Source organism: Ferranicluibacter rubi (assembly GCF_011603255.1).
In the GTDB taxonomy this organism is placed as follows: Bacteria; Pseudomonadota; Alphaproteobacteria; order Rhizobiales; family Rhizobiaceae; genus Ferranicluibacter; species Ferranicluibacter rubi.
The window spans coordinates 178275-192884 of sequence record NZ_JAANCM010000011.1 but is presented as its reverse complement, the minus strand read 5'-3'; the positions used below and the strand labels follow the sequence as shown (position 1 = coordinate 192884).

Below are 14610 nucleotides of genomic sequence, written 5' to 3'. Positions count from 1 at the left end.
CGAGGCCGCGACCAGCGCCGCCCCGGGCGAGACCGCCGATTACTCGGCAGCCTCCGCCATTTTCATCCGCTCCATGTCCTCGAGCGCACGACGGTACTCGACCGGCATGACCTTGCGGAATTTCGGCCGGAAGTCCGCCCAGTTGTCGAGGATCTCCTTGGCGCGGGGCGAACCCGTGTAGTGGAGATGGTTGGAGATGAGCTGCACCAGCCGCTCCTCGTCATGGCGCGTCATGTCGCCGGAGACGTCCACCATGCCCTTGTGCATGAGATCGCCGCCGTGGTGATGCAGCTTCTCCAGCATGTCGTCTTCCTCCGGCACCGGCTGCAGCTCGACCATGGCCATGTTGCAGCGCTGCGGGAAGTCGGCGCTCTCGTCCAGCACATAGGCGACGCCGCCCGACATGCCGGCCGCGAAGTTGCGGCCCGTCTCGCCGAGCACGACCACCACACCGCCCGTCATGTATTCGCAGCCATGGTCGCCCACGCCCTCGACCACCGCGATGGCGCCCGAGTTGCGCACGGCGAAGCGTTCGCCGGCCACGCCGTTGAAGTAGCACTCGCCCGAGATCGCGCCGTAGAGCACGGTGTTGCCGACGATGATCGACTCCGCCGCCTTGATCTTCGACGCCTCGGAGGGACGCACGACGATGCGGCCGCCGGAGAGGCCCTTGCCGACATAGTCGTTGCCGTCGCCAATCAGATCGAAGGTGATGCCGCGTGCGAGGAACGCGCCGAACGACTGGCCTGCCGTGCCGCGCAGTGTCACGAAGATCGTGTCGTCCTTCAGCCCCTTGTGGCGCCAGCGCTTGGCCAGTTCGCCCGACAGCATCGCGCCAGCCGACCGGTCGACGTTCTTGATCGTCGCCTCGATCTTCACGGGGATCTTGGATTCCAGCGCCGGCATCGCTTCCGCGATCAGCCTGCGGTCGAGAATGTCGTGGATCGGGTGGTTCTGCCTCTCCGTCCAGTAGGTCGCGGCCTTCGGCGCATCGACCTTGTAGAAGATGTTGGAGAAATCCAGCCCGTTCGCCTTCCAGTGCGAAATCAGCGTGTCCTTCTCCAGCAGTTCCGAAGCGCCGATGATGTCGTCGAACTTCGAGACGCCGAGCGAGGCGAGGATTTCGCGCACCTCTTCGGCAACGAAGAAGAAGTAGTTGACCACATGCTCGGGCGCACCCTTGAAGCGCTTGCGCAGGACGGGGTCCTGCGTCGCCACGCCCACCGGACAGGTGTTCAGGTGGCACTTGCGCATCATGATGCAGCCGGCCGCAATCAGCGGCGCGGTGGAGAAGCCGAACTCGTCGGCACCCAGAAGCGCACCGATAATGACGTCGCGGCCGGTCTTCAGGCCGCCATCCACCTGCAGGGCTATGCGCGAGCGCAGGCCGTTGAGCACCAGCGTCTGGTGGGTTTCGGCAAGGCCGATTTCCCATGGGGAACCGGCATGCTTGAGCGAGGTCAGCGGCGATGCACCGGTGCCGCCGTCATAGCCGGAGACCGTGATATGGTCGGCGCGCGCCTTGGCGACGCCTGCGGCAACCGTGCCGACGCCGACTTCCGAGACGAGCTTAACGGAAACGTTCGCCTCCGGATTGACGTTCTTCAGGTCGTAGATCAGCTGCGCCAGATCTTCGATCGAGTAGATGTCGTGGTGCGGCGGCGGCGAGATGAGGCCGACGCCCGGCGTCGAATGCCGGGTCTTGGCAACGGTCGCGTCCACTTTGTGGCCGGGCAGCTGCCCGCCCTCGCCGGGCTTGGCACCCTGCGCCACCTTGATCTGCAGCATGTCGGCATTGACCAGATATTCCGTCGTCACGCCGAAGCGGCCGGAGGCCACCTGCTTGATGGCCGACCGTTCCGGGTTGGCCGAGCCGTCATGGAGCGGGAAGTAGCGATCGCTCTCCTCGCCGCCCTCGCCGGTGTTCGACTTGCCGCCGATCCGGTTCATGGCGATGGCGAGCGTCGTGTGCGCCTCACGCGAGATGGAGCCGAACGACATGGCACCGGTCGAGAAGCGCTTGACGATCTCGGTTGCCGGCTCGACCTCGTCGATCGAGATCGGCGTGCGGCCGAGACCTTCGGCACCCTTGATGGTGAAGAGGCCGCGAATGGTGTTCATGCGCAACGCGTCGCCGTTCACCATGTCGGCGAACTCGCGGTAGCGGTCCTGCGCATTGCCGCGCACGGCATGCTGAAGCGAAGCGATCGAGTCCGGCGACCAGGCATGGCCCTCGCCGCGCATGCGGTAGGCATATTCGCCGCCGACATCCAGCGTGTTGGTCAGCACCGGATCGGGACCGAAGGCCGCCTGGTGACGGTTGAAGGTCTCCTCGGCGATCTCCTTGAGGCCGATGCCTTCGATCTGCGTTGCCGTGCCGAAGAAGTAGCGCTCGATCAGCTCGCTCGAGAGACCGACCGCATCGAAGATCTGCCCGCCGCAATAGGACTGGTAGGTCGAGATGCCCATCTTGGACATGACCTTGAGGATGCCCTTCCCCACGGCCTTGATGTAGCGGTAGACGATCTCGCTGCCGTCGACTTCCTTCGGGAACTCGCCGCGCTTGTGCATGTCCGTCAGCGTGTCGAAGGCGAGATAGGGGTTGATGGCTTCGGCACCATAGCCGGCGAGAAGCGCGAAATGGTGGATCTCGCGCGGCTCGCCCGATTCCACCACGAGGCCGACCGAGGTGCGAAGCCCCTTGCGGATCAGGTGGTGGTGCACGGCAGCGGTCGCGAGCAGCGCAGGAATGGCGAGGCGGTCTGGACCGACCTGACGATCGGAGAGCACGATGATGTTGTAGCCGCCCTTGACGGCGGCTTCCGCCCGCTCGCACAGCCGGTCCAGGATTTCCGGCATGCCTTCGGCGCCGCGCGCGACATCATAGGTGAAGTCGAGCGTCTTGGTGTCGAAACGGTCTTCCGTGTGGCCGATAGAGCGGATCTTTTCGAGATCGCCATTGGTCAGGATCGGCTGGCGCACTTCCAGTCGCTTGGCATGCGATGCCCCGACATGGTCGAGAATATTCGGCCGCGGCCCGATGAACGAGACGAGGCTCATCACCAGCTCTTCGCGGATCGGGTCGATCGGCGGGTTGGTCACCTGCGCGAAGTTCTGCTTGAAATAGGTGTAGAGCAGCTTCGACTTCGACGACATGGCCGAGATCGGCGTGTCCGTACCCATCGAGCCGATCGCTTCCTGACCCGTCGTCGCCATCGGCGACATCAGGATCTTGGTGTCTTCGAGCGTGTAACCGAAGGCCTGCTGGCGATCGAGCAGCGACACGTCGCGACGCAGCGCGCGCGGCTCCACGGGCTTCAGTTCCTCGAGGATCAGCTGCGTGTTGTCGAGCCACTTGCGATAGGGGTGCTGGCCGGCGAGCGAGGACTTCACCTCCTCGTCGGAGATGATACGGCCTTCTTCCATGTCGATCAGCAGCATCTTGCCCGGCTGGAGACGCCACTTCTTGACGATGCTCTCTTCCGGCACCGGCAGCGTGCCGGCTTCGGAGGCGAGGATGACGCGGTCGTCATCGGTGACGAGGTAGCGGGCCGGACGCAGGCCGTTGCGGTCGAGCGTCGCGCCGATCTGCCGGCCGTCGGTGAAACAGACCGCGGCCGGTCCGTCCCACGGCTCCATCAGGGCGGCATGGTACTCGTAGAATGCCTTGCGCTCAGGCCCCATCAGCTGGTTGCCGGCCCAGGCCTCGGGGATCAGCATCATCACCGCATGCGACAGCGAATAGCCGCCCTGCACCAGGAATTCGAGCGCGTTGTCGAAGCAGGCGGTGTCCGACTGGCCCTCATAGGAGATCGGCCACAGCTTGGAGATGTCGGCACCGAAGAGCGGCGAGGACACGGACGCCTGACGCGCCGCCATCCAGTTGACGTTGGAGCGCAGCGTGTTGATTTCGCCGTTATGGGCGACCATGCGGTAGGGGTGCGCGAGCTTCCAGGACGGGAAGGTGTTTGTGGAGAAACGCTGGTGCACGAGCGCGACCGCGCTCTCGAACCGCGGATCTTCCAGATCCTTGAAATAGGCCGCAACCTGATAGGCGAGGAACATGCCCTTGTAGATGATCGTCTTCGTCGACAGCGATACGGGATAGAAGCCGGTTTCCGCACCCTTGTAGGCGTCGTAAATCCGGTTCGAGATGACCTTGCGCAGCGTGAAGAGACGACGCTCGAACTCGGCATTCGTCGCGGCATCGCGGCCGGCGCCAATGAACACCTGCACGTGACGCGGCTCTGTGGCGGCGATGTGCGGCGCCTTCGACAGCGAGGCATTGTCGACCGGGACATCGCGGAAGCCGAGCAGCGACTGCCCCTCTTCAGCAACGACATCGGCGATGACCTGCTTGAAATGCGTAACCTGCGCTTCGTCCTGCGGCATGAACAGATAGCCGACGGCATAATCGCCCGCCTTCGGCAGGGTCACGCCCTGAGCCGCCATTTCCTCACGGAAGAAGCGGTCCGGGATCTGCACCAGAATGCCGGCGCCGTCGCCCATCAGCGGATCGGCACCCACGGCACCGCGATGCGTCAGGTTTTCGAGGATGAACAGGCCGTCGCGCACGATCTGGTGCGACTTGACGCCCTTCATATGCGCGACGAAGCCGACGCCGCAGGCATCGTGCTCGTTGCGCGGATCGTAGAGACCCTGCTTTGCCGGCAGGCCGCTCTTGTAAGTGTTTTCCGGGAAGGCTTTCGGGAACACGGCCGTCGTCGTCGCGGTGGCCTGGGCCTCTACGCGATGGGATGCGGCGTCATGTGATGGCGTGATCTGCGTCATCGTCTTCCCTCCAGTTGCGGCCCTTCTCTCTCGGGCCTGCCGTCGTCGGGGCGCACTCGCGGCTTCAACCGCGTTGTGACGCCCGGTCTATCGTTGCATGATCCTGTGCCGCTCGCAAACGAAGCTTGGCGGTGCCGGGTCAGATGATCCGCGACCATTCGACAGGGAACACCGGCATCGAGCCAACCGCATGGGTGAGCCGATCGCTCGCCGCATGAGACGGTGTTTCCCTGTTCAGGCCCCGCGCTGCTTGGATGTGCGCTTCGGGCCATTCGGTCTTCAGACCGAAATAGGACAGCAAGCCTGTCCTATTTCACAGGCTCTATGCCAGAAAGCTCCGGTGACTGCAAGGGAGACCGCTTAAATAATCGGCGTCATCGATCCGAAAATGTCGGCTTTTCCAAGGTTGACGAAAGAATGTTGCGCGGAATGGCCCTAGCCTTTCCTTTGGTTTCAAACTGGTCTGCAATTGTCCTGATCATTCTCGTCTGGATTGGATTGCCGACGCCGGGTGATTATGGTCGTGTGAAGGTTCGGCGCGCCTATGCGCTTTAGGATCCGCCCTCTTCTCTCGACCATCGGAAGCCCCCATGATCTTCTCCTCCGACAACTGGGCCGGCGCCCATCCTCTCATTGCGGAAAGCCTGGTAAAGGCGGCCCCGGGCTTTGCCCCCGCCTATGGCACCAGCCCGCTCGACCGCAGGGTCGAGGCGATGCTGGCGGAGGTGTTCGAGCGGGAGGTCGCGGTGTTCTTCGTCGGCACCGGGACGGCGGCCAACTCGCTGGCCTTTGCCAGCGTCACCCGCCCCGGCGGCCACGTTTTCTGCCACCGCGAGGCGCATGTGAATTCCGACGAATGCGGCGCGCCCGAATTCTTCTCGCTCGGCGCGCGCATGGCACCGGTCGATGGCGCCTTCGGCAAGATGGAGCCGGAGCGGCTGGAGGCCGAGATCAAGCGCTTTCCGCCCGGCTTCGTTCATGCGGGCCAGCCGATGGCCGTGACGCTGACACAGGCGACGGAGGCCGGCACGGTCTACACGCTCGACGAGATTTCCGCGATTTCCGCGATTGCGCAACGCTATAACCTGCCACTGCACATGGACGGCGCGCGCTTTGCCAATGCGCTGGTCGCGCTGGATGCGACACCGGCAGAAATGACCTGGAAGCGGGGCGTCGATATCCTCTCCTTCGGCGGTACCAAGAACGGCTGCTGGTGCGCCGAAGCGCTAATCCTGTTCGATCCCGCAAAGACCGGCGATATGCCCTATCTGCGCAAGCGCTCGGCCCAGCTCTTCTCCAAGACCCGCTTCGTTTCGGCCCAGCTCGAAGCCTATCTCGACAACAACCTCTGGCTCGACCTTGCGCGGCACGCCAATGCCATGGCCAAACGCCTGGCCGACGGCATCGCCGACAGCAACAGCGCCCGCCTCGCCTGGCCGTCGAATGCCAACGAGCTCTTCGTGATCCTGAAGACCGCCAATGCCGAGGCGCTGAAGGAAAAGGGCGCGCTGTTCTACGACTGGCCCGTGCCGCATGCGCTGGCCGGCACGCTCGGAACCGACGAGGGGCTGTATCGCCTGGTCACCAGCTTTGCCACCGAGCCGGCCGACGTCGATGCCTTCCTCGAAGGCTGCCGCAGCGCTTGAGAGCAACAACGAAAAACGGCGCCCCATTCGGGACGCCGTCTCTTCTATCAGGCGATAAGCCGATCAGTTGACGCTGGCGTCCACCTGGTTCGCCTCGATCTGCTTCGGTGCGCTCTGCGCGGCCGAAATCTCGATGCGGCGCGGCTTGGCAGCTTCCGGGATCTCGCGCAGGAGATCGATGTGCAGCAGGCCGTTCTTCAGGGAAGCGGAGCGGATTTCCATATATTCGGCCAGCTGGAAGCGGCGCTCGAAGGCGCGCTTGGCAATGCCGCGATACAGGAACTGGTTTTCAGCCGTCTGCTCCTCGCTCTTCTCGCCCTTGACCGTCAGCGTGTGTTCCCGCGCTTCGATCGAAAGCTCGCTTTCGTCGAAACCGGCAACCGCCATGGTGATCCGGTAGGTGTTGTCGCCGGTCCGCTCGATATTATAGGGCGGATAGCTCTGCGACTGGTCGGGCTGGCCTAGGCTGTCGAGCATGGTGAACAGCCGGTCAAAGCCGACGGTGGAGCGGTAAAGCGGAGAAAAATCAACGTGACGCATGGTGTCCTCACTATTCGAGCAACGTGTTGCGGTTCTCTGGCCCGTCATCCCGTAAGCGGCGATGGCGAGGCCGGTGGCCGGGCCCTCTTCGGCGCCCGTGACCATGAGATGGGAATGACGATTTCGACCGTCAAGAGGCGTTCCAGAGACAAAATCGCAGGCATCGGAATTTTCTCAGTGTCCCCCGCCATCAAGCCAAGCCCTTGATTTCGCATGATGGCGTAACCATACGAGCGTGCCGAAGCTGACATAAACCGGGGATGAACGGCCGGTTCCGTTTCGGTTCACCTGAGCTGCGCTAGAACGGGGTCATCGGAACAGGAGCAAGACAGCAGCCGGATCGTCCCTGAAAGGTTGCATTCCCCGTTGCGCCCCTGTTTCGCCCTTCCGGGCCGGAAGCGGTTCCCCGCCGCTCCGGCCCCTTTTTTATGGTCGGACGCAGCGGAGAACAGACGACAATCCTTTGACCGCCCATCGCGCTCGCACTATTCCTTGACGTCCGGCCGCGTCGTCTGTCGTTCACTCGCCCGAAAGGCCGCGGGTCTAGGATGACGCCTTACGGCGCGGCCGCACGACGCCGAGACCGCCGATCGGGAACCCCAGATGCAGACACGCTCCGCTCCGCAAAGACATGACACCGGCAACCCTGGGAACGCTGTCGCCGCGATAGCGACCAGATCCGGAGACGTGCCGCGCGCGGAAGATGAAACGCTTCTGAAGCCGCGCCTGTTTCCAACGCCGGATAACCCGCTGCCGCCTGCTGCCGCCGATCCGCGCCGGCACACCGTCGGCTTCTTTACCGGCGCCGGCGGACGACGCCTACGATACGCCGTCTTCCGCAGCGGCGACACCGCGGCCAAGGGCACCGTCGTTCTCCTCCACGGTCGGAATGAATCGATCGAGAAATATTTCGAGATGATCGGCGATCTGCTCGCCCGCGGCCTCTGGGTGGCGACGTTCGACTGGCGAGGACAGGCGGGATCGGAGCGCCTGCTGAAGCAGCTGCGCCGCGGCCATGTGCGCCGCTTTTCCGATTACGAGGAGGACCTGTCGATCTTCCTCGAAAAGATCGTGCTGCCGGATACGCGCCTGCCATTCTTCCTCGTTGCCCACTCCATGGGCGCGCTGGTGGCGCTGGCACAGGCCCCGCGACTGGCAACGCGGATCGACCGCATGGTCCTGAATGCGCCGTTCGTGGCGCTGGGCAACCAGCGCATGAGCCATGGCAAGATCGGCCTGCTCTCGGCTGCCTTCAGCCTGTTCGGCCTGGGCGCCCTGGCCCTCTCGAAGGAACGGCCCATGCTCTTTCCGCAGAACCTCGTTTCCTCGGACCCCGTGCGCTACACCCGCAACGCCGAGATTGCGCAGGCGCATCCCGAACTTGCACTGGGACCCCCGAGCGCGCGCTGGCTGCACGAAACCTTTCGCGCCATCCGCCGCGTCACGCGCCGCGAGCACCTGACGCGCATTACGGTACCAACGCTGCTGCTCGCCCCCACGCGCGACCGTCTGGTGCCCTATGCCGCCATCGAGGCGCTGGCCCGCAACTTCCGCGCCGCCACGCTCATCCCCATCGACGGCGCCCGCCACGAGGTCTTCCAGGAGGACGACCGCTACCGTGCGCAGGCGATCGCGGCGATCGAAGCCTTCATACCCGGCAGCACGGGCCCCGACGTGACGGAAAGCCTGAGCGGCGACGACATGCTCGTGCTCTGAGCCTCTTTGCGGGTCAGCCCCGGAGGATCGCCAGAGCCTCGGCGTGGAGCGCCGCACTTCCCGCCGCGATCACCTCGCCACCCATTTCCGCGCGCCCGCCGTTCCAGTCGGTGACGATGCCGCCGGCCTGCTCGATCAGCGGAATGAGCCCGCCGACATCGTAGGGCTTCAGGCCTGCTTCGATGACGAGATCGATATGCCCGGCCGCCAGCAGTGCAAAGGCATAGCAATCGCAGCCGTAGCGGGCGAGGCGCACCTTGTCCTGCACCGCCTCGAATTTCGTCTTGATGTCGCCGTGGTAAAGTGTGGGCGAGGTCGTGAACATCGTGGCTTCCGACAACGACGCGCAGTCGCGCGTGGCCAGCGTCCGCTCGCCCTCCGGCCCCCGGTAATGCGTGACGCCATCGGCTGCAAAGAAGCGCTCGCCGGTGAAAGGCTGATCCATCAGCCCCATCACGGCCCGGCCCTTGTGGTAGAGACCGATCAGCGTGCCCCAGACCGGCAGGCCGGAGATAAAGGCGCGCGTGCCGTCGATCGGATCGATGACCCAGACGTAATCGCGATCCGCACCCACGGTGCCGTATTCCTCGCCAAGGATGCCGTGCTCCGGAAAAGCGTCCTCGATCAGCGCCCGGATCGCCCGCTCCGCCGCCTGGTCGCCTTCCGTCACAGGATCGAACCCGCTCTCCAGCTTGTTTGAAACACCGATTCCCATGCGAAACCGCGGCAACGTCTCCGCCTTGGCTGCATCTGCAAGGCGATCGAAGAACGGGCGGTCCGGCAACATGGCACTCTCCTGGAGATGGGCGTGAAGATCGACCTGAGGATGCTTAGACGAATTTTTTCAAAAGAAAATGCAGAACAAGATTTCAGCAGTTTTCAGGCGATCCGCACAAGACATATGCACATTCGCACGCCATGCCGAAATTTCCGCTCAATGATTGGGCAAAGTCAGAAATTCTTTTGCGAAAGCTAAGGCTTAGCCCGCCGCCGATTCGTCACGCGCGGCAAAGTGGCCTTGACAATTGTGCGCCGCAATATCAAACTCGCCTTACAGTCACTCGTGGCTGTAAATACCCTCCTTGGGTGTTTCCTCCCTAGACTTAGCCGCGCCACAAGCGCGGTTTTTTTTGCCGGTCGCCACCTATGGCAGAACCGGATCGCGCATATCGGGAGACACCTTGAGCGCGCTATTCCGCGGCGAGCGGCAGGCTCTCGGTCGAGCTCTCCACATGGGCTGCGAATTCCGCGAAGAACGTTCCGAGAATATGCGCCAGCCAGTCGAATTCCGGCTTCTTCACGAGCGTCGTCTCGTCCACATAGAGCCCGCGATTGATCTCGATCTGCAGCGCATGCAGGCCCCGCCTCGGACGCCCGTAGTGCTCGGTGATGAACCCGCCGGCATAGGGCTTGTTGCGCGTCACCGTGAAGCCGAGATCCTCCAGCAGCGTCACCGCCATACGGGAGAGATCGGCAGACGCACTGGTGCCGTAGCGATCGCCGATGATGATATCCGGCCGCATGCTGCTGCCCGCCACACGGACATTGCCCGGCATGGAATGGCAATCGATCAGGATCGCCCGCCCGAACAGCACATGGGTGCGCGCGATCAGCCGCCGAAGCGTCGCATGATACGGCTTGTAGATCGTCTCAATCCGCTCCAGCGCATCCTCGACCGGCAGGCGGGAGCGGTAGATCTCCATGTTTTCGGCAACGAGCCGCGGCACGGTGCCGAGGCCGCCGGCGACCCGCATGGAGCTGATATTGGCATGCGGCGGCAATGCACCGTCGAACATGCGTGGATCGAGCTCGTAAGGTTCGCGATTGACGTCGAGAAAAGCCCTGGGGAAATGCGCGACCAGCATCGGTGCGCCGAGCCCGACCGCACGGCCGAAAAGCTCATCCACATAATGATCCTCGGAGCGGCGAATCGTGCGCGCATCGAGCCGCGACTGCGCCAGAAACGCGTCGCTATAGAGCCTGCCGCTGTGCGGAGAGTTGAAAACAAAGGGAATTCGCTGATGGTCCGGCTCGCGAACGCAAAACAGGTCGTGCTCCCGAACCGTCTCCTCCATCGCGATCCTTTTTACCATGTCGTCATCTTGCCGCTTCGTTCATGTTGCCAGTTGGCCGCATCTGTGTCCATAGTCGCCCCTCACGAGGGTTGCGGGCTCGCGTGGCGCCCGGCCCTTGACGGCCGGTCTTCACGGGATATTTACTCCGAAACGGTTTCATGAGGCGACCGCACCTTCCCGTCAGTATCATTAAGACCTAGACAGCAACGGCTGGAAATCCATGAGTCCCAAAATTCTCCTCGCAGAAGACGACAACGACATGCGCCGTTTCCTGGTGAAGGCGCTGGAAAAAGCCGGTTACAAGGTCCTTTCCTTCGATAACGGCGCCAGTGCCTACGACCGGCTGCGCGAAGAGCCCTTCTCGCTCCTCCTCACCGACATCGTCATGCCGGAAATGGACGGGATCGAACTCGCGCGCCGCGCGACCGAACTCGACCCGGACCTGAAGGTGATGTTCATCACCGGCTTCGCCGCCGTGGCGCTGAACCCCGACAGCAAGGCTCCAAAGGACGCCAAGGTCCTCTCCAAGCCTTTCCACCTGCGCGACCTGGTCGACGAAGTGAACAAGATGCTAGCTGCCTGACAAGGCGCCGGCACCAGCCCCCGCACCGGCCCACCTCTTTTGTCAAAAAAGCATCACGATGCCTGTTGACGCTCAAAAAGGTTTGTGGTCTATGCGCGGCACGGATGGGCGTGTAGCTCAGCGGGAGAGCACTACGTTGACATCGTAGGGGTCACAGGTTCAATCCCTGTCACGCCCACCATCCTAATCTCGAATACGTTGAGAAATCCGCTTCGGCGGATTTTTCCGTTTCCGGGGACTGGCACGCAATCTTGCGGAGGCCGCTTGTCAGCGTTGTCGAAAAGCATTTACTCCGTCTTTTGGATTAGCCTTTATTGCGCGCCTTGATTTATGTGATACGTTTAATCACATGAAAATCACGTACGATGAACCCAAGCGTCTTTCAAACATCTCCAAGCACGGCTTCGACTTCGCGGACCTGACGATCGCGTTCTTCGAAACCGCCCGCATCGAGAGCGCGAAAGATGGACGGTTCCTCGCCATCGGTGATTTAACGGCGCGTTGGTCGTCGCGGTTGTTTTCCGCCCCCTCGGCTCGTAAGCCCTGTCGGTTATCTCCATGCGCCGGGCAAACCGCACGGAAAGGACATAAGCTCATGCCGAAGACATGGCCCAGTTTTGTGACGAAAGACCTTGGTGAGAACGACGATGCCGAAATGCTGCGGCGCTGGCAGATCTACAATGATCAGATGCAGGCGATCATTCGCGCCGGCGGCGTTCATCAGGACGCGGACGGCTGGTGGATCGAGGATGCGACGGGCGAGTTGATCGGTCCCGATCCCGACATCGAACGCCCCCTCCAGCCTGACGAAGGGAAGACGGCAAAGCCTTTCCGCGAGGTATTCCCTGATCTTGCTGCCAGCATCGATGGGGAGAAAGCAAAACGCGGACGGCCGGCCGTCGAGAAGCCGAAGCAACAGATTTCGATCAGACTTTCCCCGGAGGTCATTGACGCCTTCAAGGCAACGGGCAAGGGGTGGCAGTCGAGAATCGACGATGTGCTGCGGAAGGCGGCGGGTCTCTGAGCTTCCGGCAGCCGCCGACAACGGGACACTTTTCATATCAATGATCGAGCCCGCCCGGCTTCGACGGCTGATCGACAGGGTCCGTCAGCGAGGATCATCGCTCGCGTGGCAGGATGCGGATGCACCCTGCGCGGCGCGAGGTCTTATCTGAAGGATTGTCCCATGATCTCCCTGTCCCGAACGGCGCTTTCCCTTTTCACGGCTGCCGGATGTGCGCTTCTTAGCACAGCGGCCTTTGCCGAAAACACGATCAAGGTCGTGGAAACCGGTGAAGGTGGCGGTACCATGGGGTTGAGCCTGGAGCCCGCGACCGTCAAGGCTGGGGCCACCGTCTTCAGCGTGCACAATGCCGCCGTCGGCGAGGAGCACGAGATGATCGTCGTGCGGCTGAAATCCGCCGACCAGAAAATCCCGTTGGAGGTGACCAAGCACCGGGTCGATGAAAGCAAGCTGAAGAGCCTCGGCGAGGTGGAGGACCTGAAGCCGGGTGCCGATGGCCAGTTGAAGACGCGCCTGAAGGCGGGAACCTATCTGGTATTCTGCAACATCAAGGGTCACTACGAGGCAGGCATGCAGGACAAGCTGACGGTGACACCGTAAGACGACGTTGCCTTTTCATATCGTTAACGGAACGGCGCAGTGGATATCGGTTCGCTGCGCCGCAGGCCAGCCTGCCGAATGGATGGGCTTTGAAGCGGCGGACGATGCCGCCGCCCGTTCACTGGTGGTCTCGGGAGGATCGGGAACGATCCGGACACGCAGACGTTGTCCGGCATCGACACCAGACCCGAGAGGCTTGCCACATGACGACCCTCCCCACCGATCTCGAAACAGCCCTTGCCGCCCACGCCCGTCAGCAGAACATCTCGCGTGACGAAGCGGTCCGTCGCATCCTTCGCGAATGGATGCGCACGCACGGTTTTCTGGCGGATGAGGAGGAAGGCGAGACGCCACCTTCGCCGGTTCCGGGAAAACCCGACCCCGAATTCGTACAATATCCGGGCTATTTCAAAGGGGAGGGCAGTCTTTGAAAGGGTGCATCATCCTAAAAAGGGCCTCTACATTTCTGTAAAGGCCCTTTGTCATATATAGGAATCTTGCTTCCGTTTCAGGCGATCCCGGCGGGATCTCCGATCGGCAGCAGGGCCGGATCATTCGGGTTCTTCGTATCGCCCGGGGCGATCACGGGTGGCACCGGTGATGGGTCCTGTCCGCGATCGGGGACACCCGGTGTCGACGTTGGGCCCCGTGGCGTATCGGTTTCGGGCGTCGGAAGTGGGTCACGATTTGGCATGATCTCATCCTTTCCATTACGTTCGCGAGACTAACGGCCCGGTCTGGCGAAGGTTCCGAAGGTTTACGAACCGCCGATCCTCAGGCTTGCCTGCAGCGGCAGGTGATCGGACGCGATCCGCGAAAGCGGCGTGCGCACAGGGCCCGTTGTGATCGTCTCTATCCCTTCGGAGACGAAGATATGGTCGAGGCGCAGGAGCGGAAAGCGCGAGGGGAAGGTCGGTGCCATCCTCATCCCCGTAGCACTGCCAGCGCCAACACCGACGCGGACGGGCAGAAGCCGGCGCTTGAGAAGGCCATAGGCGACCGATGAGGGGATCGCGTTGAAATCTCCGGTCAAAATAATGGACTGGTCCCGGCAGGCGTCGTTGCCGATCCAGGCATCTCCGAGAAGCGTCTCCGCCTGCTGCCGTCTTTCTCCCCGCCTCAGGCCGAAATGCGTATTGAAGATCTGCACGGGGCGTCCGTCGACCATGACCTCCACCCAGAGCGCGCCGCGCGTCTCGCCCACGGACGGGATGGGTCCGGCCTTGATCAGGCGCGACGGCAGTGCCGTCAGGATGGCATCGCCATACTGCTCCTCGCGCACATGCAGCGCGGGATGGAAATGCGACGTCATCCTGAGGAGATCGGCGATGCGCGCTGCCTGGTCGATGCCCCCGGTGCGGGCGCGGCCGACATCGAGTTCCTGCAGCGCGATGACATCCGGTCGCGCCGCGGCGATGACCTCGGCGATGCGTTCCGGGTCCATCCGCCGGTCGGTACCGATACAGCTGTGGACATTGTAGGTGAGGATGGAGAGGACGCCGGAGGCTTGAGGCAGCGTAGCAGCGGCGGGGTCGAGCGAAGGCTGGATATCGTGTTCGGACATGGCGAGGGAACCCGGAGGGGCCCCAATTCGTTCCGTGCGATGATGCAGTGGCGAATGCGTGCTGCGTTGCG

General features: G+C 62.9%; 12 protein-coding genes, 1 tRNA gene and 1 pseudogene. 7 read left to right on the top strand and 7 right to left on the bottom strand.

Annotated elements, in window-relative coordinates:
* Positions 1–39 precede the first annotated feature (39 nt).
* Positions 40–4680 (bottom strand): annotated as a pseudogene (gltB, locus tag G8E10_RS19890) (glutamate synthase large subunit); the annotation flags it as partial.
* Between the two features lie 250 nt (positions 4681–4930).
* Positions 4931–5092 (bottom strand): hypothetical protein, encoded by a 162-nt coding sequence (locus tag G8E10_RS19885; protein ID WP_165929853.1) that lies wholly within the window; start codon positions 5090–5092, stop codon positions 4931–4933.
* 289 nt (positions 5093–5381) lie between these two features.
* Between G8E10_RS19885 and G8E10_RS19880 the strand changes: the two genes are divergently transcribed.
* Positions 5382–6437 (top strand): threonine aldolase family protein, encoded by a 1056-nt coding sequence (locus tag G8E10_RS19880; protein ID WP_110730180.1) that lies wholly within the window; start codon positions 5382–5384, stop codon positions 6435–6437.
* Between the two features lie 63 nt (positions 6438–6500).
* Here the strand turns inward: G8E10_RS19880 and G8E10_RS19875 are convergent, their stop codons facing one another.
* Complete coding sequence (locus tag G8E10_RS19875; protein WP_110730292.1) at positions 6501–6977, bottom strand: Hsp20 family protein; 477 nt, start codon at positions 6975–6977, stop codon at positions 6501–6503.
* Between the two features lie 714 nt (positions 6978–7691).
* On the opposite strand from G8E10_RS19875, the gene G8E10_RS19870 reads away from it, so the two are divergent.
* Complete coding sequence (locus G8E10_RS19870) at positions 7692–8693, top strand: alpha/beta fold hydrolase (RefSeq protein ID WP_425530858.1); 1002 nt, start codon at positions 7692–7694, stop codon at positions 8691–8693.
* Between the two features lie 13 nt (positions 8694–8706).
* On the opposite strand, the gene hisN is transcribed toward G8E10_RS19870, so the two are convergent.
* A complete protein-coding gene (gene hisN / locus G8E10_RS19865) occupies positions 8707–9480 on the bottom strand; it encodes a histidinol-phosphatase (protein WP_132665239.1) in 774 nt (257 codons plus the stop codon).
* A 403-nt stretch (positions 9481–9883) separates the two neighbouring features.
* Positions 9884–10768: an N-formylglutamate amidohydrolase gene (locus G8E10_RS19860; protein WP_167130445.1), complete on the bottom strand. Its 885-nt coding sequence runs from the start codon at positions 10766–10768 to the stop codon at positions 9884–9886.
* 220 nt (positions 10769–10988) lie between these two features.
* Between G8E10_RS19860 and cpdR1 the strand changes: the two genes are divergently transcribed.
* From cpdR1 to G8E10_RS19830, 5 genes are all read left to right on the top strand, one after another.
* Positions 10989–11351 (top strand): response regulator CpdR1, encoded by a 363-nt coding sequence (cpdR1, locus tag G8E10_RS19855; RefSeq protein ID WP_018327941.1) that lies wholly within the window; start codon positions 10989–10991, stop codon positions 11349–11351.
* Between the two features lie 106 nt (positions 11352–11457).
* A tRNA-Val gene (locus G8E10_RS19850) sits at positions 11458–11532 on the top strand.
* A 168-nt stretch (positions 11533–11700) separates the two neighbouring features.
* Positions 11701–12375 carry a BrnA antitoxin family protein gene (locus G8E10_RS26090; protein ID WP_281517693.1) on the top strand — a complete coding sequence of 225 codons (675 nt, stop codon included), beginning with the start codon at positions 11701–11703 and terminating at the stop codon, positions 12373–12375.
* 162 nt (positions 12376–12537) lie between these two features.
* Positions 12538–12975, top strand: a complete 438-nt coding sequence (locus G8E10_RS19835) for a plastocyanin/azurin family copper-binding protein (protein ID WP_167130424.1) — start codon at positions 12538–12540, stop codon at positions 12973–12975.
* A 203-nt stretch (positions 12976–13178) separates the two neighbouring features.
* Positions 13179–13406, top strand: a complete 228-nt coding sequence (locus G8E10_RS19830) for a hypothetical protein (protein WP_110800812.1) — start codon at positions 13179–13181, stop codon at positions 13404–13406.
* 77 nt (positions 13407–13483) lie between these two features.
* Here G8E10_RS19830 and G8E10_RS19825 read toward each other — a convergent pair whose 3' ends face one another.
* Both G8E10_RS19825 and G8E10_RS19820 read right to left on the bottom strand, forming a co-directional pair.
* The gene (locus G8E10_RS19825) at positions 13484–13669 is read right to left on the bottom strand and encodes a hypothetical protein (protein WP_092935720.1); all 186 of its coding nucleotides are present in this window, start codon (positions 13667–13669) and stop codon (positions 13484–13486) included.
* A gap of 63 nt (positions 13670–13732) precedes the next feature.
* Positions 13733–14539 carry an endonuclease/exonuclease/phosphatase family protein gene (locus G8E10_RS19820; RefSeq protein WP_167130423.1) on the bottom strand — a complete coding sequence of 269 codons (807 nt, stop codon included), beginning with the start codon at positions 14537–14539 and terminating at the stop codon, positions 13733–13735.
* Between the last annotated feature and the right edge of the window lie 71 nt (positions 14540–14610).

Bases quoted from the DNA above. Each gene is read 5' to 3' on its own strand.
- G8E10_RS19880 (WP_110730180.1), top strand. From the start codon at position 5,382: ATGATCTTCTCCTCCGACAACTGGGCCGGCGCCCATCCTCTCATTGCG.
- G8E10_RS19875 (WP_110730292.1), bottom strand. From the start codon at position 6,977: ATGCGTCACGTTGATTTTTCTCCGCTTTACCGCTCCACCGTCGGCTTT.
- hisN (WP_132665239.1), bottom strand. From the start codon at position 9,480: ATGTTGCCGGACCGCCCGTTCTTCGATCGCCTTGCAGATGCAGCCAAG.
- G8E10_RS19860 (WP_167130445.1), bottom strand. From the start codon at position 10,768: ATGGAGGAGACGGTTCGGGAGCACGACCTGTTTTGCGTTCGCGAGCCG.
- cpdR1 (WP_018327941.1), top strand. From the start codon at position 10,989: ATGAGTCCCAAAATTCTCCTCGCAGAAGACGACAACGACATGCGCCGT.
- G8E10_RS26090 (WP_281517693.1), top strand. From the start codon at position 11,701: ATGAAAATCACGTACGATGAACCCAAGCGTCTTTCAAACATCTCCAAG.
- G8E10_RS19835 (WP_167130424.1), top strand. From the start codon at position 12,538: ATGATCTCCCTGTCCCGAACGGCGCTTTCCCTTTTCACGGCTGCCGGA.
- G8E10_RS19830 (WP_110800812.1), top strand. From the start codon at position 13,179: ATGACGACCCTCCCCACCGATCTCGAAACAGCCCTTGCCGCCCACGCC.
- G8E10_RS19825 (WP_092935720.1), bottom strand. From the start codon at position 13,669: ATGCCAAATCGTGACCCACTTCCGACGCCCGAAACCGATACGCCACGG.
- G8E10_RS19820 (WP_167130423.1), bottom strand. From the start codon at position 14,539: ATGTCCGAACACGATATCCAGCCTTCGCTCGACCCCGCCGCTGCTACG.